The organism is Pseudomonas sp. GW456-L13, assembly GCF_017350115.1.
GTDB classification, from domain to species: Bacteria; Pseudomonadota; Gammaproteobacteria; order Pseudomonadales; family Pseudomonadaceae; genus Aquipseudomonas; species Aquipseudomonas jessenii.
Window position 1 is genome coordinate 346528 of the sequence record NZ_JACNAS010000001.1, and the last position, 19648, is coordinate 366175.

Annotated in this window: 15 protein-coding genes; 4 read left to right on the forward strand and 11 right to left on the reverse strand. The window is 60.5% G+C overall.

The window, feature by feature from the left end:
* The first annotated feature begins 378 nt into the window (after positions 1-378).
* The 4 genes from J4D25_RS01555 to J4D25_RS01570 all read left to right on the forward strand — a co-directional run bounded on the left by J4D25_RS01555 (position 379) and on the right by J4D25_RS01570 (position 4282).
* Entirely contained in the window at positions 379-711 is a 333-nt protein-coding gene (locus J4D25_RS01555) for a hypothetical protein (protein WP_057714906.1), read from the forward strand.
* A gap of 127 nt (positions 712-838) precedes the next feature.
* Positions 839-1852 (forward strand): helix-turn-helix domain-containing protein, encoded by a 1014-nt coding sequence (locus J4D25_RS01560; RefSeq protein ID WP_057714907.1) that lies wholly within the window; start codon positions 839-841, stop codon positions 1850-1852.
* Between the two features lie 263 nt (positions 1853-2115).
* Complete coding sequence (locus J4D25_RS01565; protein WP_057714908.1) at positions 2116-3711, forward strand: EAL domain-containing protein; 1596 nt, start codon at positions 2116-2118, stop codon at positions 3709-3711.
* A gap of 70 nt (positions 3712-3781) precedes the next feature.
* A complete protein-coding gene (locus J4D25_RS01570; RefSeq protein ID WP_057714909.1) occupies positions 3782-4282 on the forward strand; it encodes an outer membrane beta-barrel protein in 501 nt (166 codons plus the stop codon).
* Between the two features lie 86 nt (positions 4283-4368).
* Here the strand turns inward: J4D25_RS01570 and J4D25_RS01575 are convergent, their stop codons facing one another.
* The 11 genes from J4D25_RS01575 to J4D25_RS01625 form a co-directional block, all read right to left on the reverse strand.
* On the reverse strand, positions 4369-5985 hold the full coding sequence (locus J4D25_RS01575) for a mechanosensitive ion channel family protein (RefSeq protein WP_057714910.1): 1617 nt from the start codon (positions 5983-5985) through the stop codon (positions 4369-4371).
* A gap of 288 nt (positions 5986-6273) precedes the next feature.
* Positions 6274-6729: a YMGG-like glycine zipper-containing protein gene (locus tag J4D25_RS01580; protein ID WP_057714911.1), complete on the reverse strand. Its 456-nt coding sequence runs from the start codon at positions 6727-6729 to the stop codon at positions 6274-6276.
* Positions 6730-7267: 538 nt separating this feature from the next.
* Positions 7268-7978 carry an NAD(P)H-dependent oxidoreductase gene (locus tag J4D25_RS01585; protein WP_057714912.1) on the reverse strand — a complete coding sequence of 237 codons (711 nt, stop codon included), beginning with the start codon at positions 7976-7978 and terminating at the stop codon, positions 7268-7270.
* 9 nt (positions 7979-7987) lie between these two features.
* Positions 7988-9634 (reverse strand): ABC transporter ATP-binding protein, encoded by a 1647-nt coding sequence (locus J4D25_RS01590; RefSeq protein WP_109790575.1) that lies wholly within the window; start codon positions 9632-9634, stop codon positions 7988-7990.
* Between the two features lie 2 nt (positions 9635-9636).
* Positions 9637-10464, reverse strand: a complete 828-nt coding sequence (locus J4D25_RS01595; RefSeq protein WP_057714914.1) for an ABC transporter permease — start codon at positions 10462-10464, stop codon at positions 9637-9639.
* 3 nt (positions 10465-10467) lie between these two features.
* Complete coding sequence (locus tag J4D25_RS01600) at positions 10468-11427, reverse strand: ABC transporter permease (protein ID WP_057714915.1); 960 nt, start codon at positions 11425-11427, stop codon at positions 10468-10470.
* A gap of 169 nt (positions 11428-11596) precedes the next feature.
* Positions 11597-13198 carry an ABC transporter substrate-binding protein gene (locus J4D25_RS01605; RefSeq protein ID WP_057714916.1) on the reverse strand — a complete coding sequence of 534 codons (1602 nt, stop codon included), beginning with the start codon at positions 13196-13198 and terminating at the stop codon, positions 11597-11599.
* Between the two features lie 99 nt (positions 13199-13297).
* Positions 13298-14713 (reverse strand): aldehyde dehydrogenase family protein, encoded by a 1416-nt coding sequence (locus J4D25_RS01610; protein ID WP_057714917.1) that lies wholly within the window; start codon positions 14711-14713, stop codon positions 13298-13300.
* Positions 14706-15896, reverse strand: coding sequence for a pyridoxal phosphate-dependent aminotransferase (locus tag J4D25_RS01615; RefSeq protein WP_057714918.1), 1191 nt, complete (start codon positions 15894-15896; stop codon positions 14706-14708). Before J4D25_RS01615 ends, J4D25_RS01610 begins: the two co-directional genes overlap by 8 nt.
* Positions 15897-15920: 24 nt before the next feature.
* The gene (locus J4D25_RS01620) at positions 15921-17528 is read right to left on the reverse strand and encodes a 5-guanidino-2-oxopentanoate decarboxylase (protein WP_057716611.1); all 1608 of its coding nucleotides are present in this window, start codon (positions 17526-17528) and stop codon (positions 15921-15923) included.
* A gap of 10 nt (positions 17529-17538) precedes the next feature.
* Entirely contained in the window at positions 17539-19638 is a 2100-nt protein-coding gene (locus J4D25_RS01625) for an acetate--CoA ligase family protein (protein WP_057714919.1), read from the reverse strand.
* Positions 19639-19648: the final 10 nt, after the last annotated feature.

The following is a 19648-nucleotide window of genomic DNA, read 5'->3' on the forward strand; positions in this document are numbered from 1 at the left end:
TTCGTTGGCGCACGACGAGCACTCCGTCGAAAGCACGACCATTGAATATTATGAAGTTGAAACAAGCCCGGATGACAGCCAGAAACTATCGCATCTGAAGATTCACAGTGAGAATGAGTATCATACAGACGAGCAGAGCAGTGATTCTACTCTCCCCGCCCCACCACAAAGTGACACAGGCATGAGCTACGCCAGTTCGCTCATACTTCTATGAGGGGCGGGCAAACGCTGACTGGCCTCTTCTGACGACCTGACAAATATGAGTTATTGACTTTGGCAGGCACCATCGAAGTGAGATTATTTGCAGCCCAAGTCGTGGCAGAGATGCAGCTGACATTCTGCGCTGCCTGAATAAACTGTTAATAAGGAATCGCCTCGATGCTACTGAAAAACTTCGTCACCGTGTCGTTTGGTTTATTGCTTTCTCTCAAGGCCATGGCCGACGACAAGGGTGTCTACAGTGCCAAATTGACGAGTGTCGAAACCAACAAAAAGGCCCCAACTACTGTGAAAACTGGCTATCAGGTAAAAAACGGTTATCGTATTGACGACTTTTACGCCTTTACAGCAGCAGCCATTGACCCAATGAAACCCCAATCGCAGATCTTCAGTTCGAAAATCGATCCGCGCAACGTTCAACACATGGACGACTCACCGTTGGACAGCAAGTACGCATTTTCGGCGGAACTGGAACTGATCCGGGGACTCTGAAAACCCGTTCAAAGCCAATGACAATGGGGTCGATTTCACCGACAGCGAGAACGCCCAATCGCGCATCTTCTCCATGACTGCCCGTCAGGCTTGACCCTTATCATTTAACAGATGAGCCTTCAATTTCATGAGTATCGCACCGCCCGACGAGATCTTTCATTTGTCCTCTGCCTTGCCGAGCCAACTGAACAGAACAATAGGCAAATGGGAAATGAGCCTTATTCCGACCGAGCATGAAGCGCGCATTCGGCAACACAAACTCTTTCACAGTCCGCAACTGCAGTGCAGTCGCCTTGAGTTCGACTCATCCGTGACGCTGGTCAGTTCTGTCCCTGCCGGATTCGTGACATTCGCCATCTCCCAGGCACCGATTGGCCGCCCCGTCGTAAACAATCAAAAACTACGACCTGACGAAGTCATCGTACTGCACAGTGACGAATCGGTGCATTACACCTGCGAACCGAATGAAACACTTTTCACCATCACCACGACACTGGAAAACTATGAGCGGTGCCGCCAACATCACTCTGTCATAGATATCCTTGCAAACAGAACACAACACCGCTTCCAGGCTGAAAACTTTCAATTCATACAATCGGCCATTCAAGCCATCAGCGCGTGCTGTGTCGACATCAACGACGCTGCTTCAGCACAGCGCAGCGAAACAGAGGGTTCGACGATTGAAAGTGCGGTACTCGCTTCTCTGTTGCAATCGTTGACGCCCGCTGGCCGCTTCATCCGCAAAGTCCCGACAAGAAGAAAGGTGGCGATACAAGCCATACAGTACATCCATGAAAACACAAAAAAAACGCTCACTATAAAATCGCTGGTAAGGCAACTGGAAACCACCACTCGCACTTTGCATTTTGGCTTTATTGAAACGTTCGGGATATCGCCAATCGCTTATATCAGAAACTTGAGGCTCGCAAGCGCCCGTCGCGACCTGATCAATAAAACGTGGCCTACCGTCACAGAAACCGCGATGTTTTGGAATTTTCACCATCTGGGCCGGTTTTCCAAGGCCTATCAACTGGCTTACGGAGAGACGCCGTCGGAAACGGCCAAGCGCAACTCGGCCAGGCCAAGGAACACGACCTCATCTGTTTACAACCAGGTCGTCGGGGATAGAAATTATCGTTAACAGGCGTTTATCAAAGCCCCGAAAATGATGATTAATGATTTCCCTTGATTAACCACAAGTTTCCACAATTGCTTATTTGCCTACTCAAGGAGATAAGCATGCAACATCGAATAAACACACTGCCACTCAAGCAGAAAATCGCACTGTGTCTTACCGTCTATGCCAGCGGCATCTTGTTGGCTTGGGTAATTGACTGGTACTGAAGTCGCTTAATCCGCGACTACAGAAAACACAGTGAAATAATGATACCTCGGAGTTTTTCGATGGTTGCCGCATATAAAGCGTTACTTGGAAGGCACGCAGTCACTGTATGTCTGATTGCTGCAACAGGTTGGGCCGCATGGTTCTGTGCTGGAGGGTTGGCGGATCAATTCGTTGCACGGAAGTTGAATAATGTTTATGCCGATCTGCGTGCTGCTCAAGTGGAGCCCAATGCGCAGATCGACAAAGTACTGGAAACCCTCGGCGATCTCGATCGCTCGGGTCAGGAATGCTCCGTAGAGCAATACTCACAACTGGCTGACCTGGTCAAGAACCTGCGATTTGTTGATCAAGCGGCAATCCAGTTGCCCAATGGCAAGATCTGTTCCTCCAACGGACAAGCACCTCCCTCGATACTGGCCGATAGCGACAAGCGCAAGTTTTCCGTTGGAAAGCGAACCTACTGGGTGGATGCTGGCCACACGGTTTCCGCGGACACCGATTTTATCATTGTGTCGGAACAGTCAACCTACGTCTGGGCAAACAAGAAGCTCCTGCTAGACAACTTGAAGTTTCCCAAGGACCTGCAACTGGACCTCATCGGCCCCGGCGGCGCAGTGCCCATTGCCTCTACGGGCCACAAACCGCTGACGGTGCAGAAACCGTTCCACCTGGAAGAACTGGTTACCTCGGCAGACAAGGTCCTCATCGCCTTTGCGGGCAACCGAAATGAACTGATCTCGGTCATTTCTCTTCCGTTGAGCTACCTGACGAGTCTCAAATTCAAATTATTCATTGGCCTTGTCTGCGTGTTCGCAGCGCTGTTTTTGCTCGCATGGTGTGTCAAACGGCATTACACCTCTACCGCCGTACGGCTTCGCAATGCCCTGAAAGCCAACAGGCTGGATGTTCACTACCAGCCTATCGTCAACCTGACGACGGGCTATCTGGTGGGCGCTGAATCACTTTCTCGCTGGAACGACAACGGCACCCAAGTGCCTGCGGATGTTTTCATTGCGGTGGCGGAAAAATCCGACTTGATCCGCGTACTTACACGTTCGGTAATTCGACAGGTGGCGGAGGATTACAGTACCTACCTTTGGGCGTGCAAGGACTTCTACATTACGGTCAATCTTTGCGCCCAGGATATCCAGGACCCAAGTTTTCCAGACTATGTGGCCAGCGTGCTGGCAACCTACAACATGCCAGTGTCCGCCATGGCTTTTGAAATCACCGAAAGGACCCTGATCGATCAGAAGCCTGCCGCCCTGCAATTGCGACGGCTTCGTGCGTGCGGACATCGTATTGCCGTGGACGACTTCGGTATCGGCTATTCCAACCTTTCGCTCCTCGATTCAGTGCCTTTCGACATTCTGAAATTAGATCGCTCATTCATCGCCGACGACAAGATCGCGGCCAAGGATGCCTTGTGGCGCCACATTGCCCAGTTGGCCAGGTCGCTGAGACTCAAGGTCGTGGCCGAAGGTGTCGAGACTCAGGAGCAACTGCCGCATCTGGTCTCGGAGGGGGTTCTATTGGCGCAAGGCTGGTTGTTCTCGAAAGCGCTGCCAATTCAAGCATTGGCAAGACGCTACTTTCAATGTCCGGAAAACATCCCGCCTTACGACTCAAAAATATCAATCAATGATTTTTATTAACCCTTCATGGCCCCTCAAATGCTCGCCGAACCCTAACACCAGACAAACCTGAACAAGGACTCCACCACCCATGCTACTTCGAAACCTTGGCTTCGCTTCACTGCTATCGCTGCTGTCTTTTCAAGCGCTCGCTGATGACAAAGGTTTATATCTTGGAGCTGGCGTAAGCAGCATACAGACCGACGAATCCAGATTGGACGACGACGACACCAGCTACAAGGTTTATGCCGGGTATCGCGTCAATAGCTACCTGGCCTTCGAGGGGGCCTACGTCGACCTGGGTCAATTCAAGGACAAGAATGTCGATTTCGATGGTAAATCGGCTCAGGCTGCCGCCCATGTCGGCTTTCCGCTGGGCGATCGGTTGCGGGTATTCGGCAGTGTCGGTGCTCACGCCTGGGACGCCGACGGCAATGCCACCGACGACGATACCGGGGTTGACCTGACCTACGGTGTCGGCGTTGAGTTCGATGTCTTTCGCAACATCGGCCTGCGCGCTGAATACGAAGTTCTGGAGGTCGGAGAGATCGACCTGAATCAGACGACTGCATCCGCCTATATGCTTTTCTGACACCGCTACAACTGAGCGGCCTCCCCCGGGTCGCTCATCGCACTCTGCACAATGTTCGTCTTCGCCCTACCTACCCCACCCTGCCATTACTTCAACGTCTCCTGCGATTCCTGCGCAGGTGCCATGTACCACTTGTCCCTGGGCACCCATTTCTCCTGTGGCGGATCGCCCAGATAGTGCGGCGACATGATCTGCACACCGTACTCGTTGAACACGTCCTGGATGTTGGCGTGCAGCATGCTCAGCAGCACGGCGCGCGGTCGAGGCTGGCTGGGTATGGCCTGGGCCACCAGCCGGTATTCCGGGTAGAAGTCCGACAATGCCGTCTGGAACACTTGCGGCGGTGGGGTTTCGAGGACGCCGGGCGTGCGTCTGGCGGCTTCCAGCAACATCCCTTCGACCTGCCGCCAGGGGGTGTCATAGCCAATGGTGACTACGGTGTCGACCACATAACCGGGGCCTTGTACGACCCGTGAGTAGTTCTTGGTGACCGTACCGGTGATCATCGAGTTGGGCAGGGTCAGCACTTCGCCCAGGCCGGTACGAATGCTCGTGGTGAACATGCCCAGTTCAGTGACCGTCCCTTCGTGCTCGCCAATGCGCACGAACTCACCGGGACGCAGGGTTCGGGTGTACGTCAGGATCAATCCGGCCGCCGCCTGCCCGACGACGCTGGAAGCACCCAGGGAGATCATCAGGCCGACCAGCACCGACAAGCCTTTGAACGCATCGGTACCGGCACCCGGCAAGTAGGGATAAGCCATGGCCAGGGCAAACAACCAGATCGCCAGCGAAGTCAGGCGCTGAGTCGGTTTCAGGGTTTCGTGGTTCAGCCAGTTGAAGGTGCCGGGCGTGGCCATGCGCCGCAGTATCCGGCGAGAGAACGCTGTCGCGCCACGGGCAATGAAAAAGATCGCCAGCGCCACGCCGAGCCCGGGGATGGCCCCTAGAATCCCTTGCAGCAAATAGTCGGCGACTTCCAGCAGATAGTTGTTAAGGCTTTCACCCCAAGGCCGGGTATAGGGAAACCGCGACAGGACAAACCCCAACCACTCGTAAGAGAGCAGCAGCACGATGACCCAGCGCAGCAACTCCAGCACGCGGCTGACCAATGGATACAGGAAGTTGGCGTCGATCAGCGGAACCTTTCCGACTTTCAGCGCCTGGGTGTGCCGATGCATCAGTTCAGGCAGTTTCTGCAGCACTCTGCGCCGCAGGTACGACATGCCGAACAGCAGCGCGATGTAAATGCCGGTGGCCAGCAACGCGGCGACGACGGAACGCAGGATCAACTGCAGGCTACGGGCTTCCCGGGTTTCGGCCACGACCTGGCGCAGCCTGTCGGCCGCGGCTTCAGCGGCCAGTTGCACCGAGTCGAATTCGGTCTCGTCGAAATCCTTGGGCGAAACGATAAAAGCACGGCGAGACCCCAGCAGCACCATGTAGCTTTTCATGATCGGGTCGAGGGTGACATTGAGGTCGTCGGCGTCATCCAGCGCCTCACCGATCACCGCTTTCGCGCGTTTGACCCGCGAGGCCGGGGCTTCACCGAGGATGGTCGCGCGAAACACCATGATGCTGCGGTTGGCCACTTTCAATTCAACGGGAGCATCGACCACTTTCGGGGCGTCTTCAGCCCACAGTTGCACCGACCAAAACATCCCGAAAACAGTAAACATTACAGCGAGCAGCCTGCTCCGCATGTGTCAGATCCTTACGTCACGAAATTCAAATCCAGAGTACGTATCGCAGCGTAGTTCACCGATGAACGGTTGTCAGATTGGAGCTACAGGCCGTTTCCTTATCCGTCTGTTTTTTTGAAACAGCGAGCTCAAGCCCCGGAAATTGCGCTCTTGACCGAATTCTCGAAACACCGAAGACCCCTCTGGGAGTGAGCCTGCTCGCGATAGCGGTGGGTCAGACACCGGGATATTGAATGTACCGCCGCCATCGCGAGCAAGCTCGCTCCCACAGTGTGTTCCATACCTGATTCAAGGATTGACCTGATAACCCTTGCCTTGCAAACAGCTGGTGTAAGCCGTCGTGGTGTTCGCCTGCGTGGTTTTCGATTGCTCCCGGCGTTCCTGGCGCTGACGTGAAGCACCGACCACGGCGCCGGCCGCCGCCGTCTCCTTGGCGCGGTTCTGGCGATAGTCCTGTTTCCTGTCATCGTCGACACGATCATAAGCTTCGTCATGCTGATTGCCGCGCACCTGGGCCCCGACCGCGCCGGCGGCGGCCCCGGCAGCAGCACCCTTGATCCTCCCGCCGGAAGGCGTGGAAGCCGTCGAGGCACTCTGGCTGGCGGCGATGCTGTTGCATTCGTTGATGTCGGCCTGGGTTTGTTGCGAACTTTGCCCTTTCATCGGCACCACCGATTGCGCCCAACCCGGGGCACTCAAAATCGACAATGCGATACATAGGCTGACCGGTGAAAATCGTTTCATGATGACCTCCGACAGGCTTGCCACAACGGGCAAGCCTTTGGGTCGACTGGCGGGCGGCAAGCGGCGCCATGCGTCGCCTGCCGATCGGGTGGAGCACCTGAAAAGTGTAGTTCAACGGCCCCGCACAGAAGGACTTCCGTACAAGCGGTGGACGTTGTGTAGGAGCGAGCCTGCTCGCGATGGCGGTGTATCAGGCACATAAATGTCGAATGTACGGCCGATATCGCGAGCAGGCTCGCTCCTACAGGTCTATTGGTGATCTGCGGATGTGCGGTTACTCAGCCGGATCGAGCCGATCCAGCGCCCGATTCACTGCCAATACCAAACGAGGGGTGGTGGCCATACGCAGGTTGGTAGACCGGCCCAGGAACCCGGCGCATCCGAAGACGCCCTACGCAGGCTGCAGAATACCTGGCACACACCAAAAACCTGTGGGAGCGAGCTTGCTCGCGATGGCGGTGGCTCAGTCAACATGGATGTTGAAGCTGATGTCCTCATCGCGAGCAAGCTCGCTCCCACAGGGGGTATGTGGTGTTGGTCAGGCATTGGTTGTCAGCGGATAGAGCTTGTCATCAAACTCCGCCAACTTCGGAAACACCAGCGGCTGATCATCGCTCAGATGCTGCAGTCGCTGCCCGTAATCCACCAGAAACTGCTGGCGCGCCTCGTCACTGATGTACGGCACATGCCAGGCCACGAACGGCTCCAGCACATCAAAACCAACATAAGCCAGGGTGCCACGCAGGATCGGCCGCAGCATGTCCTCCAGCGGACCGTGAATCGCACCTTCGCCGAACATGTGTTCACGCCCGCCCAGGGTCACGGTCACCAGCGCTTTCTTGCCGGCCAGACCGCCCTGATCGTAGAAACGCTTGCCGCCATAGCAGATGCCCGACACCAGCACCCGGTCGATCCAGCCCTTGAGCATGGCCGGGGTGGAGAACCAGAAGATCGGGAAGTTGAGGATCAGCAGGTCGGCCCACAGCAGTTTGTCCAGCTCAGCCTGGATGTCCGCCGCCAGCGACTGGCTTTTCACGCCCAGGCGTTGCTCCAGGGCGTAGACCAGGTATTCGGGGTTTTCCCGATTCGAGAAGTCCGCGTCGCTGGCCACCGGGTTCCAGTTCATTTTGTACAGGTCACTGACCTGCACTTCGTGGCCCTGGGCTTCAAGCGTGGCGACAGCCTGGTCCCGCAGGGCGGCGGTGAAGGATTGCGGCTCCGGGTGAGCGTGGACGATCAGTACTTTCATGGTGGTTCCTTAGACTTGTTCCAGCGTATCGGTTGAAGGTGTGGAAGCGCGCGTGGCCAGCAACCGGTCGAGCCAGTCGGGGTCCATTTGCGGTTCGGAAGAAAACAGCAGCCCGGTATAGTCCTGGTGCGGTGGGGTGAAGATCTGGCTGCGCGAGCCGTGGTCCACCACCCTGCCCCGTTGCATCACCAATACCTCATCGGCGATCGCCCGCACAGTAGCAACATCGTGGGTGATGAACAGATAGCCGACACCCAGTTGCTGCTGGATGCGGTTGAGCAATTTCAGTACGCCTTCAGCCACCAATTGGTCGAGGGCCGAGGTCACTTCATCGCAGATGATCAGTTGCGGTTCGGCCGCCAGGGCCCTGGCGATGCAGATGCGTTGCTTCTGCCCGCCGGACAGCTCCCGGGGCTGACGATCCATGAAGGTCGCGGGGTCGAGTTCGATCATCTCCAGCAGTTCGGCAACCCGGGCGCGCATGGCTTTACCCTTGAGGCCCAGATAAAACGTCAGCGGCCGGCCGATAATGTCGACGATGCGCTGGCGCGGATTCAGCGCGGTGTCGGGGATCTGGTAGATCATCTGAATGCGCCGCAGTTGCTCCTTGCTGCGTTGGCGAAAGTCTGCCGGCAAGAGTTCGCCGTCGTACAGCACCTGGCCGTAAGTCGGTGGCAGCAAACCGGTGATCAACCGCGCGGTGGAGCTTTTGCCGCTGCCTGACTCGCCGATCACCGCCAGGGTCTGACCACGGTAGAGCTTGAGGGAAACGTCGTGCAGCACCGGTTGCTGGCCATAACTGGCGCAACTGTTGCGCAGTTCCAACAGCGGTTGTTCCTGCTGCGGACAGGCCTTGGGTTCGGTGCGGAAACTGCGCACCGCCCACAACGACTTGGTGTAGTCCTCCTGCGGGTCACCGAGCATCTGCCGGGTTTCGGCTTCTTCCACCAGCTTGCCGTGACGCAGCACCATGATGCGGTCGGCCATCTGCGCCACCACCGCCAGGTCGTGGCTGATGTAGATCGCCGCGCTGCCATAGGTCGCGACCGCGTCACGAATGGCTGCCAGCACCTCGATCTGGGTGGTGACGTCCAGCGCGGTGGTCGGTTCGTCGAAGATGATCAGGTCCGGATGGCAGGCCATCGCCATGGCAGTCATGACCCGCTGCAACTGGCCGCCGGAGACCTGATGCGGATAGCGCTGGCCGATGGTTTCGGGATTGGGCAAGCGCAGCACCCGGTACAACTCCACCGCCTCGCGCATGGCCTGCTCGCGGCTCATGCCGCCGTTTTTCACAGCGGTTTCGACGTGCTGGTCAATCAGGCGATGGGCCGGGTTGAACGAGGCTGCCGCGCTCTGTGCCACATAGGCAATACGCAGCCCCCGCAGTTTACGCAGGGCTTCAGGCTTGGCGTTGAGCAAGTCGATACCGTCGAAGTGCACCGAGCCACCGGTGATCCGGCAGCCGTCGCGGGTGTAGCCCATGGCCGACAGGCCGAGGGTCGACTTGCCCGCGCCGGACTCGCCGATCAGCCCCAGCACCTCGCCCCGTTGCAGGGTCAGGTCGATGCCCTTGATCAGCGGATGCCAGGCATCTTCGTAATGCCCTTCGATGTGCAGGTTGCGGATTTCCAGCAGAGGTTTTGAGGTCGTCATGTTCAGCATTCCTTGAGGCCGCTGGATTTGTGCAGCATCCAGTCGACGACGAAATTGACGCTGACTGTGATCAAGGCCACGGCCAGGGCGGGCAGCAACGGGCTGATGTCGCCAAAGGTGATCAGCACCGCGTTGTCGCGCACCATGCTGCCCCAGTCGGCGGTGGGCGGCTGGATGCCCAGGCCGAGGAACGACAGCGCACTGATGAACAGGAACACGAAGCAGAAACGCAGGCCGAACTCGGCAATCAGCGGTGCCGCCGCGTTCGGCAACACCTCGCGGGTCACCAGCCACCACAGGCCTTCACCGCGCAGGCGTGCGGCTTCGACGAAATCCTGCACCACCACGTTCATCGCCACAGCACGAGACAGCCGAAACACCCGGGTCGCATCCAGCAGCGCAATCACCAGCACCAGCGACGTCGCCGTGGTGCCGACCACGCTGAGGATCAGCAAGGCAAAGATCAGTTGCGGAATGGCCATCAGGATGTCCACCACCCGGGACAATCCCTGATCGACCCAACCGCCCTTGATCGCCGCGATCAAGCCGCTCAAGCCGCCGAGCAGAAACGCCAGGACGGTGGTGAGGAAGGCTATGCCCAGGGTGTTGCGCGCGCCATAGACCAGGCGACTGAACATGTCGCGCCCCAGGTTATCGGTGCCCAACAGGAACTGCCCGCCCCAGGGGGCGAAGCCCTCGCCCACCACCTGGGTTTCGCCGAACGGTGCCAATACCGGCGCGAACACCGCCACCAGCACGTACAGCAGGATCATCAACAAACCGAACTTGGCGCTCAGGGGCGCCTGCCACACTTGTTTTAACAGGCTCATGGTCTACCCCTTCGGATGCATCAGGCGTGGGTTGCTGGCAATCGACAGCACATCGGCACTGGTGTTGAGCAGGATGTAGGTCGCGGCAAAGATCAGGCTGCAGGCCTGCACCACCGGGATGTCACGCTTGGCCACCGAGTCCACCAGCAACTGGCCGAGCCCCGGATAGACAAACACCACTTCGACCACCACCACGCCAACCACCAGGTACGCGAGGTTCAGCGCCACCACGTTGACGATGGGGGCCAGGGCATTGGGCAAGGCGTGACGGAAGATGATCCGCGACTGGCTGATGCCCTTGAGCCGGGCCATTTCGATGTAGGGGCTGGCCAGCAGGTTGATCAAGGATGCGCGGGTCATGCGCATCATCTGCGCGATGACCACCAGGCTCAGGGTCGCCACCGGCAACACCGAACGCTCCAGTACCGTGCCCAATGAGGCGTCCGGCGCGAGGTTGGAAATGCTCGGGAACCAGTTGAGCTTCACCGCGAACACCAGGATCAGGATGTAGGCGACGAAAAACTCGGGGAACGACACCGCGCTCAGCGCCGAGGTGTTGAGCAAACGGTCGAACCAGCTGTTGCGGTACAACGCCGCGAGCATCCCCAGCAGCAAAGCCAGCGGCACCGACACCAGCGCTGCCAGCAATGCGAGGCTGAAGGTGTTGCCCAAACGCGTACCCACCAGTTCGGCGATCGGCCGCTGGTTGGCCAGCGACACACCGAGATCACCGTGCAGCAACTGCCAGATCCAGTGGCCAAAGCGGGACAATGGCGGCAGGTCCAACCCCAGTTGCGCGCGGTAGGCGGCCACGGTTTCCGGGGTGGCCGACTGGCCCAGCATGGCCTGGGCGATATCGCCCGGGAGCATGCCGACGGCCAGGAAAATGATCACTGAGACGGCGAACAGCGAGAGCAGGCCTAGCGCCAGACGCTGCCCCAACAGCTTGAAAATACTTCTCATCGTGCAGTTCCTTGAATTGGGCACGTCTTTGAAGACTGCGATTTCCCCTGTGGGAGCGGGCTTGCTCGCGAAGAGGTTCTGTCAGCTGACATATGTGGCGACTGACACACCGCTTTCGCGAGCAAGCCCGCTCCCACAGTTGATCGTCATTGTTTGATCGATCCCGGCATCACGCCTGCCACCACCGCTCGATCACCCGCAGGCCATCCAGCTCGCCATAGGGCGCGGTCTGTGCGCCGTGAGCAACCTTGTTCGAGCGCGCCGCCACGGAACTGGCGAACAACGGCACGATCGCCCCACCCTCGTCCCGGCACAGCGCCTGCATTTCGTTGTACATCTCGCGGCGCAGCGGGTCGTTCATTTCGCCGCGAGCGGCGTTGAGCAGTTGATTGAAGCGCGGGTTGTCCCAGTGGGTTTCGTTCCACGCCGCGCCCTTGGCGTAACCGATGCTGAACATGCGGTCGGCGGTCAGGCTGCTGTACCAGAACGAGGTGGTGAACGGTTGCTTCATCCACACGTTGGAGAAGAAGCCGTCCGCCGGTTCGCGCACCACGTCGATGTCGATCCCGGCGGCGCGAGCCTGTTCCTTGAACAGCACCGAAGCATCCACGGCGCCGGTATAGGCTGCGTCGGAGGCTTGCAGGCGAACCTTGAGCGAATCCAGACCGGCCTTTTTCAGGTAGAAGCGCGACTTGTCCGGGTCGTAGGTGCGCTGCTCCAGCGCAGTGTTGATGAAGCGGCTGCCAGGCTGGATCGGATGGTCGTTGCCCACCAGGCCATAGCCATGCAGCACCGAAGCCAGCAGGGTTTCGCGGTTGATCGCGTGCTTCATCGCCAGGCGCACGTCGTTGTTCTGGAACACCTGGCTGTCGGTGAGCATCGGGAAGGTGTAGTGCTGGGCGCCCTTGGTTTCTTCGATGACCAGATTCGGGTTGCGCTTGAGCAGCGCGACGGTTTTCAGGTCGACCTTGTTGATCACATCCACTTGCCCGGTGACCAGCGCGTTGACCCGCGCCGCGCCGTCGGCGATGGCGATCAATTCGGCACTGGCGAAGTGTGCCCGGCCCGGTTTCCAGTAATCGGGGCTGCGTTCCAGGGTCATGCGCACGCCCGGCTCGAAGTCCTTGAGGCGATAGCCACCGGTGCCGGCGCCGGCCTGCCAGTCCGCCGCGCCATCCTTGCTCGGCATGATCGCCAGGTGGTAATCGGCGACCACATACGAGAAGTCGGCGTTGCCCGAGTGCAGTTCGAACACCACGCTGTCGCTGCCGTTGGCGCTGACCTTGGCCACGTCACCCAGCACGGTCTTGGCCGCCGAGGTGGATTTCTCGCCGAGGTGGTGCTGGATCGAAGCGACCACGTCGTCGGCGGTCAGGGTCTTGCCGTTGTGGAAGGTCACGCCCTGACGGATTTTGAAGGTCCAGATGCGCGCGTCCGGGGTCGAGGTCCAGCTTTGCGCCAGTTCGGGGATGGCCGTGCCGTCGACGGCAATTTCGGTCAGGGTGTTATAGACCGCCGAGAAGCCGACGAAGGTGAAGGTGTCGGACCAGGAGCCAGGGTCCCTGGAGTCGGTGGTGCTGCCACCGGCCAGGCCCAGACGCAGAACACCGCCGGGCTTTGGCGTGGCCTCCCCGGCAAAGGCGCCAAACGGCAGGCCCATGGAGAACGCCCCGGCCACCGCTGCGGCAGCAGCGCTGTACTTGAGGAAGTCTCTACGCGGAAAACTGAATTCATGGTTCGCTTGAGTAATCTTGTTTTTGTTATCGCTCATTGCATTGCCCCTGATCAAAAAGCTAATGAATTACCGGTTCAAAACCACGCAAGACACCGGGCCATGGCCCGGTGCATACAACGTTTGAATCGCCAACCGTCACACCTGGATCGCCTTCACTTCGACGAACTCGTTCAGCCCCTCCTCACCCCATTCGCGACCGTTACCCGACTGTTTGTAGCCACCGAACGGCGCCTGATAATTGAATGCAGCACCGTTGAGGAAGCACTGACCGGCGCGCAGCTGACGCCCCAGTTGCAAGGCACGCTCGGCACTGCCGGCCCAGACGCCGCTGGACAGGCCGAACGGCGAGTCGTTGGCGATCTGGATCGCTTGCGTCTCATCGGCGTAGGGAATCAGGCACAGCACCGGGCCGAAGATTTCTTCCTGGGCAATGCGCATGCGGTTGTCGACATCGGCGAACAGCGTCGGGCTGACATAGAAGCCGCGCTCGAACGTCGATGGCGTGTCACCGCCGCACAGCAGTCGTGCGCCTTCCTGTTGGCCGACCTTGATGTAATCGAGCACGGTGCGTTTTTGCCCGGCCGAGCACATCGGGCCGAGGAAGCTTTGCGGGTCGAGGGGATCGCCCATGCGCAGACTCAACGTTTCCGCCAGCGCCAGTTCGACGGCCTCCGCGTAGCGGCTGGCCGGCAGCAGCATGCGGGTCAGCGCGGTGCAGGTCTGGCCGGAGTTGATCATCACGTCCTGCACGCCGTAGCGCACCGCCGCTGCCAGGTCGGCATCCTCGGCGATCAGCAACGGCGACTTGCCGCCCAGTTCCAGGCACACGCGTTTGACTGAAGGTGCCGCTGCTTGCGCGACCCGCACCCCGGCGCCGGTGGAGCCGGTAAACGACACCATGTCCACGTCCGGGTGTTTGGCCAGCGCTTCACCGACTTTCGAGCCCGGCCCGCTGACCAGGTTGAACACCCCGGCAGGCAGGCCGATGTCCTCGATCATCTGCGCCAGCAGGAAGGCATGCAGCGGGGTTTCCTGACTCGGCTTGACCACCACCGTGCAACCGGCGGCCAGTGCCGGGGCCAGTTTGCCGATCAACTGGTGCAGCGGGTAATTCCACGGATTGATGAACGCGCAGACACCCACGGCCTCGCGGATCACCAGCGAGTTGCCGACTTCGCGCACCTCGTCCATGAGATGCGCCAGTTCGACGTACTGCTCAAGGCCCGTGATCGGCCCGTCGACCTGCACCGAGCGGCACCATTGCACCGGCATGCCCAGTTCCGTAGTGATGACCGCGGCCATCTCATCGGCACGATTGCGCAGTTGATCGGCCAGTGCACGGATATAACCGGCACGCACGCTGGACGGCGTGCGCGACCATGAAGCGAAGGCCCGGCGAGCCGACGCCACGGCGTTTTCAACATCGAGTTCATCACCCAGCGGAACGCTGCCGCAGGCTTCCTCGGTGGCCGGGTTGATCACCTCGGCGATGCCCCGCCCCGACGGGGTTTGCCAGCGGCCATCAATGAACAGTGTCTTGTGATTAAGCATGAACCTGGGCCTCCATCAATTCCTGGGCACAACGGGCAATGCGCTGGCAGGCATCGCGCAGCGGTTCGGCACCGACCACCAGACCGAGGCGAATGTGCCCCGCCGCGCTCGGACCAAAGGCCTCGCCCGCCAGGACCGACACGCCGTGGCGATCCAGCAGACGGTCGGCAAACGCCTGGGCGCTGAGCCCGGTCTGGCGGATATCGAGCATCACGAACATCCCGCCATCGGGTTTCAACGCCCGCACGCCGGGGCAATCGGCCAGGCTGTCGCACACCAGATCGCGACGCTGGCGATAGGCTTCGCGCATGGCTTCGAGTTCCGGCAGGTTGCTTTCCAGGGCCACCACGGCGGCGTCCTGAATGAAATCCGGCGAGCCGTAGAGCATGCACAGGGCGAGGTTTTCCAGGTGCGCGGCCAAAGATGGCGGCGCCACCACCCAGCCGACGCGCCAACCGGTCATGGCGTGGGATTTCGACAGGCTGTTGAGGGTCGCGGTGCGCTCGGCCATGCCCGGCAGGCTCGCCGGGCTGACGTGTTCGCCTTCGAACAGCAGTTCGCTGTAGACCTCATCGGAAATCAGCCACAGGTCGTGGGCGATGCACAACTCAGCCAAGGCGGCCCAGGTGCTGCGCGGCAGGCTCGCGCCCGACGGGTTGTGCGGGCTGTTCAGTGCCAGCGCCCGGGTGCGCGGAGTGATGCGCGCGGCGACATCTTCGGGCAACACGCGAAAGCCGTTTTCCGAGCGTACGGGCACCGGCACCACCACGGCACCGCAAGCACCGAATACCGCTTCGTAGGTGACGTACATGGGCTCGGCGACGATCACTTCGTCACCCGGATTGAGTACGCATTGGGCCACGCTGAACAGCGCACATTGCGCCCCGGCCAGTACGGTGACCTGATCGGCCGAAACGCTTTGGCCGCTGCGTTGTTGATGACGCCTGGCAATGGCCTCGCGCAGGGCACGCTTGCCGCGCACCTCGGCATAGTGCGTGTTGCCGTTTAGCAGGCTGTCGATCGCACCCTGCACGATGGGCTGTGGCGTGTCGAAATCCGGATCGCCCACGGACAACAGCAGAATGTCTTCACCTTGCTCGCGCAGTGCCAGGGCGCGGTAGTGAATGTCCCACGCGGCGGCGCCGTCACCGGCGATACGTTGAGTCAGATCGGAAAAGCGCATGGCTTCATCCCCTTAAAATGCAGATCAATGCGCACAGGCATGCTTGAGTTCGATCAGGGTCACGCCGTTGCGCTTGAAGCCATGGCGCAAGTCGGTCTGCAACTCGGCGAGGCTTTGCGGCTGGGTCACGGTGCAGCCGAACGCACGCGCTAGGGCGGCGAAATCCGGGTTGCGCGGCAATACGCCGATGGGCTCGATGTCCAGGCCGAGCATGTCGTCGCGGATCTGCCCCAGCGCATCGTTGTTCCACAGCAGCACCACCAGCGGGCTGTCAAGTTCTTCCACGGAGGTGGCCAGTTCCTGGGCGGTGTAGAGGAAACCACCGTCGCCCACCAGCACCAGCCCAGGCCGCTGCGGCGCACCGAATTTGGCGCCGATCCCGGCAGGCAGGCCATATCCCAAGGTGCCGTAGCCGGTCGGGTGCAACCAACTGCGAATGGCGAGGCTGTCGAAGGCATAGTTACCGGTGTAGGCCAGTTGGGTCATGTCGGTGCTGATGAAAGCGTTGTCCGGCAGCTCCGCCGCAATGCGATCCAGGATCGACTGATGAATCGATTGCAAGGGGCCATGGCTGGCCTTGACCGCTTTACGCAGTGCGGCGACCGAGGCAATCGCAGCGCTGGCCTCGCGCACGTCGGTTGGCAGGCGCTCAAGCAAGCCACTGAGGGTTTGTTGCGCATCGCCATGCAACGCCACCGCGCAGGGGTAGAAGTCGTTGAATTTGCGTGGGTCGATGTCCACCCGCAGCAGTTCGCCATTGAGTGGCAGGCGTTCGCGCCAGAAGTCGGTGTCGGCCATTTCGGTGCCGACCGCCAGCACCACGTCGGCCTCGGCGATCAGGTTCCAGCCCGGCTCCACACACAGGGATGAGCCGGCGTTGAGCGGCGCGTCCGGCGGCAGCAGGCCTTTACCGGCGACGCTGGTGAACAGTGGCGCGGCCAGTCGGGTGCTGACTTCTTGCAGCTCAGAGGTGGCATTCAAGGCGCCACCACCGGCAATGATCATTGGTCGCTTGGCAGCGTTGAGTTTGGCCACGGCCTGATCAATTGCGGTGGTCGACGCCGGGCCACGACCCGGACGACGCACCACCTCATTGCTCCAGTCACGGGCAATCGGCGCCGACAACACGTCCAGCGGCACCGAGATGTGCACCGGGCGCGGGCGCTCGCTGTCGAACACCGCGTAGGCACGGGCGATCAGTTCCGGCAGGTCTTCGGCAGTCAGTGCCACGGCCGAGAACGCAGTGATCGGCGCGGTCATTGCGCGCTGGTCCTGGCACTCGTGCAGGCTGCCCCAGCCCTTGCCCAGGCTGGCGCTGTGGTTGACGCTGGAAATCACCAGCATCGGAATCGAGTCGGCGTAGGCCTGGCCGATGCCGGTGGCGGCGTTGGTCACGCCGGGGCCGGTGATGACGAAGCACACACCGGGTTTGCCGCTGACCCGGGCGTAGCCGTCGGCCATGAAACTGGCGCCCTGCTCATGACGAGTCAGCACATGACGGATGCCGCTGCCGGGCAAGCCGCGATACAGCTCCAGGGTGTGTACGCCGGGAATGCCGAACACGGTATCGACGCCGTAGTTGGCCAACAGGCGCACCAGGGCCTGGCCACCGGTCAATGTTTTGCTTTGCATATTCATGTCCTCACTCGTGGCCGAGGCGAATCAACGCATCGACCGCAGTCGTGCCTTGGGCACTGACCAACAATGGGTTCACATCGAGTTCCAGCAACTGCGCGGCGTTTTCGCAGGCGTAATCGGCCACGGCGCGAATCGCGGCCACCAAGGCGTCCAGGTCAGCAGACTCACGACCACGGAAACCTTGCAGTAGCGGTGCGCTGCGCAGACTGAGCAAGGCATTGCGGATCGCGCCGTCGGTGGTCGGCAGCAACAGACTGCGACTGTCCTTGAGCAACTCCACCAGAATGCCGCCGGCACCGATCACCAGGGCGAGGCCGAAATCGTTTTCGCGCTTGATGCCGACAATCAGCTCAGCCAGTGGCGGCTTGGCCATGGGTTCGAGCAACAGCTGATCGAACACGACGCCCGGGGCGTAAGCAGCAATGCTGGCGCGCATCTTCTCCAGTGCAGCGCTCAATACCGCGCCGTCCTTGAGGTTCAGCGCCACGGCACCGGCCTCGGTCTTGTGTGGCAGTTGAGCGCTGACCGCTTTGAGTACCAGCGGATAGCCCAGGGTTTCTGCGTCCTTCAGGGCCTTGTCCGGCGTGCTCAATACGCCGTTGGGCGTCGGCAGGCCAAAGGCTTTTAACGCCTGTTTGGAATCCCATTCATTGAGCAAGCGTCCCTCGCCTTCCAGCGCTTGCGGGCACAACGGCACCAGCGCCGATTCCCCCAGCGCCAGCAAGGCATGGCGATTGCGCTGATAACCGGCGATGCGGCCCCACGCGGCCAACCCGTCTTCAACGCCCTGCAAGGCTGCGACGCCTTGGGCGTGCAGACGTTCACGGGCATGGGCCGGCAGCAACTCGGGGAAGGCCGAGGTGACAAAGCCGGTCTTGCCGTGACGTTGCAGTGCCGCGCAGTACAACTCCAGCAGCAGGTCGCATTCCTTGCGCTCGCCGGTGAACTCCGACGGATAGTCGAGCACCAGCATCGCCGCGTCGGCTTCGGTGCGCAGCGCGCTGTCGAGCATGCGGTTCAAGGCTTCGCCGTCGCCCCAGATCGCGGTGGTGAAATCCAGCGGGTTGACCAGGTTGGCATAGGTCGGCAGCACTTGCGCGAGTTCACCGACCTGCCCTTGATCGAGTTTCGGCAGGCTCAGGTCGTTGCGTTCGGCGTAGTCGGCAATCAACCCGGCGTCGCCACCGGAACAGGCCAGCGCTATCAGGCTGTTGCCCGCCGGCAGATTGCCGCAGGCCGCGGCTTTGAGGGTTTCGACAAAACTCACCGGGCCGCTGACGCGAATCACCCCGAGACGGTCGAACAACGCGTCATACAGCGCATCGGAGCCGGACAGCGAACTGGTGTGACTCAAGGCCAGTTCGGCACCGATCTGCGACACGCCGGTTTTCAGGGCGATGATCGGAATGCCCTTCTCCAGTGCCTTGTGCGCAGCGCGGGCAAAACCCGGCACATTCTTCAGGCCTTCCAGATGCAGGCCGATGGCGGTGACCCGAGGTTCGTCGAGCAACACGTCCATCAGTTCAGCCACGCCCAGTTGCGCCTGATTGCCCACCGAGGCCATGTAGGCCACCGGCAGCGAGCGGTCGCTCATGGACAGGTTGTAGGCGAAATTGCCGCTCTGGGTCAGCACCGCCACGCCCTTCTCGACTGCCTTGCCGCCGTGGGCCACCGGCCACAGAGCGGAGCTGTGCAGGTAGTCGAGCAAGCCGTAGCAGTTGGGACCGAGCAAGGCCATGTCGCCAGCGACCTTGAGCAGTTGCTGTTGCAGGGCCTGGCCTTCGGCACCGGTCTCGGCGAAGCCGGAGGCATAGCAGATCGCGCCGCCTGCGCCGATGGCGGCCAGTTCGGCCACGCAAGTCAGGGTCAACTCACGGTTGGTGGCGATGAATACCGCGTCCGGGGCGCAAGGCAGCTCGGCAACGCTGCGCACGCAAGGAACGCCTTCGAGGCTGTCGTGTTGCGGGTTGACCAGCCACATTTGCCCTTGGTAGCCGCCTTCGGCGCAGCGCTTGAGGGCGCGCGCCATGCTGCGGCCGCCGACGAACGCCACGTGTTGCGGCGCGAGCATGCGTTTGAGGTTGTCACGAATGGTTTGGGACATGGGAGTTCTC

What these genes read in the sequence shown, in the direction of transcription:
- J4D25_RS01555 (WP_057714906.1), top strand. Translation starts at nt 379, where the DNA reads ATGCTACTGAAAAACTTCGTCACCGTGTCGTTTGGTTTATTGCTTTCT.
- J4D25_RS01560 (WP_057714907.1), top strand. Translation starts at nt 839, where the DNA reads ATGAGTATCGCACCGCCCGACGAGATCTTTCATTTGTCCTCTGCCTTG.
- J4D25_RS01565 (WP_057714908.1), top strand. Translation starts at nt 2,116, where the DNA reads ATGGTTGCCGCATATAAAGCGTTACTTGGAAGGCACGCAGTCACTGTA.
- J4D25_RS01570 (WP_057714909.1), top strand. Translation starts at nt 3,782, where the DNA reads ATGCTACTTCGAAACCTTGGCTTCGCTTCACTGCTATCGCTGCTGTCT.
- J4D25_RS01575 (WP_057714910.1), bottom strand. Translation starts at nt 5,985, where the DNA reads ATGCGGAGCAGGCTGCTCGCTGTAATGTTTACTGTTTTCGGGATGTTT.
- J4D25_RS01580 (WP_057714911.1), bottom strand. Translation starts at nt 6,729, where the DNA reads ATGAAACGATTTTCACCGGTCAGCCTATGTATCGCATTGTCGATTTTG.
- J4D25_RS01585 (WP_057714912.1), bottom strand. Translation starts at nt 7,978, where the DNA reads ATGAAAGTACTGATCGTCCACGCTCACCCGGAGCCGCAATCCTTCACC.
- J4D25_RS01590 (WP_109790575.1), bottom strand. Translation starts at nt 9,634, where the DNA reads ATGACGACCTCAAAACCTCTGCTGGAAATCCGCAACCTGCACATCGAA.
- J4D25_RS01595 (WP_057714914.1), bottom strand. Translation starts at nt 10,464, where the DNA reads ATGAGCCTGTTAAAACAAGTGTGGCAGGCGCCCCTGAGCGCCAAGTTC.
- J4D25_RS01600 (WP_057714915.1), bottom strand. Translation starts at nt 11,427, where the DNA reads ATGAGAAGTATTTTCAAGCTGTTGGGGCAGCGTCTGGCGCTAGGCCTG.
- J4D25_RS01605 (WP_057714916.1), bottom strand. Translation starts at nt 13,198, where the DNA reads ATGAGCGATAACAAAAACAAGATTACTCAAGCGAACCATGAATTCAGT.
- J4D25_RS01610 (WP_057714917.1), bottom strand. Translation starts at nt 14,713, where the DNA reads ATGCTTAATCACAAGACACTGTTCATTGATGGCCGCTGGCAAACCCCG.
- J4D25_RS01615 (WP_057714918.1), bottom strand. Translation starts at nt 15,896, where the DNA reads ATGCGCTTTTCCGATCTGACTCAACGTATCGCCGGTGACGGCGCCGCC.
- J4D25_RS01620 (WP_057716611.1), bottom strand. Translation starts at nt 17,528, where the DNA reads ATGCAAAGCAAAACATTGACCGGTGGCCAGGCCCTGGTGCGCCTGTTG.
- J4D25_RS01625 (WP_057714919.1), bottom strand. Translation starts at nt 19,638, where the DNA reads ATGTCCCAAACCATTCGTGACAACCTCAAACGCATGCTCGCGCCGCAA.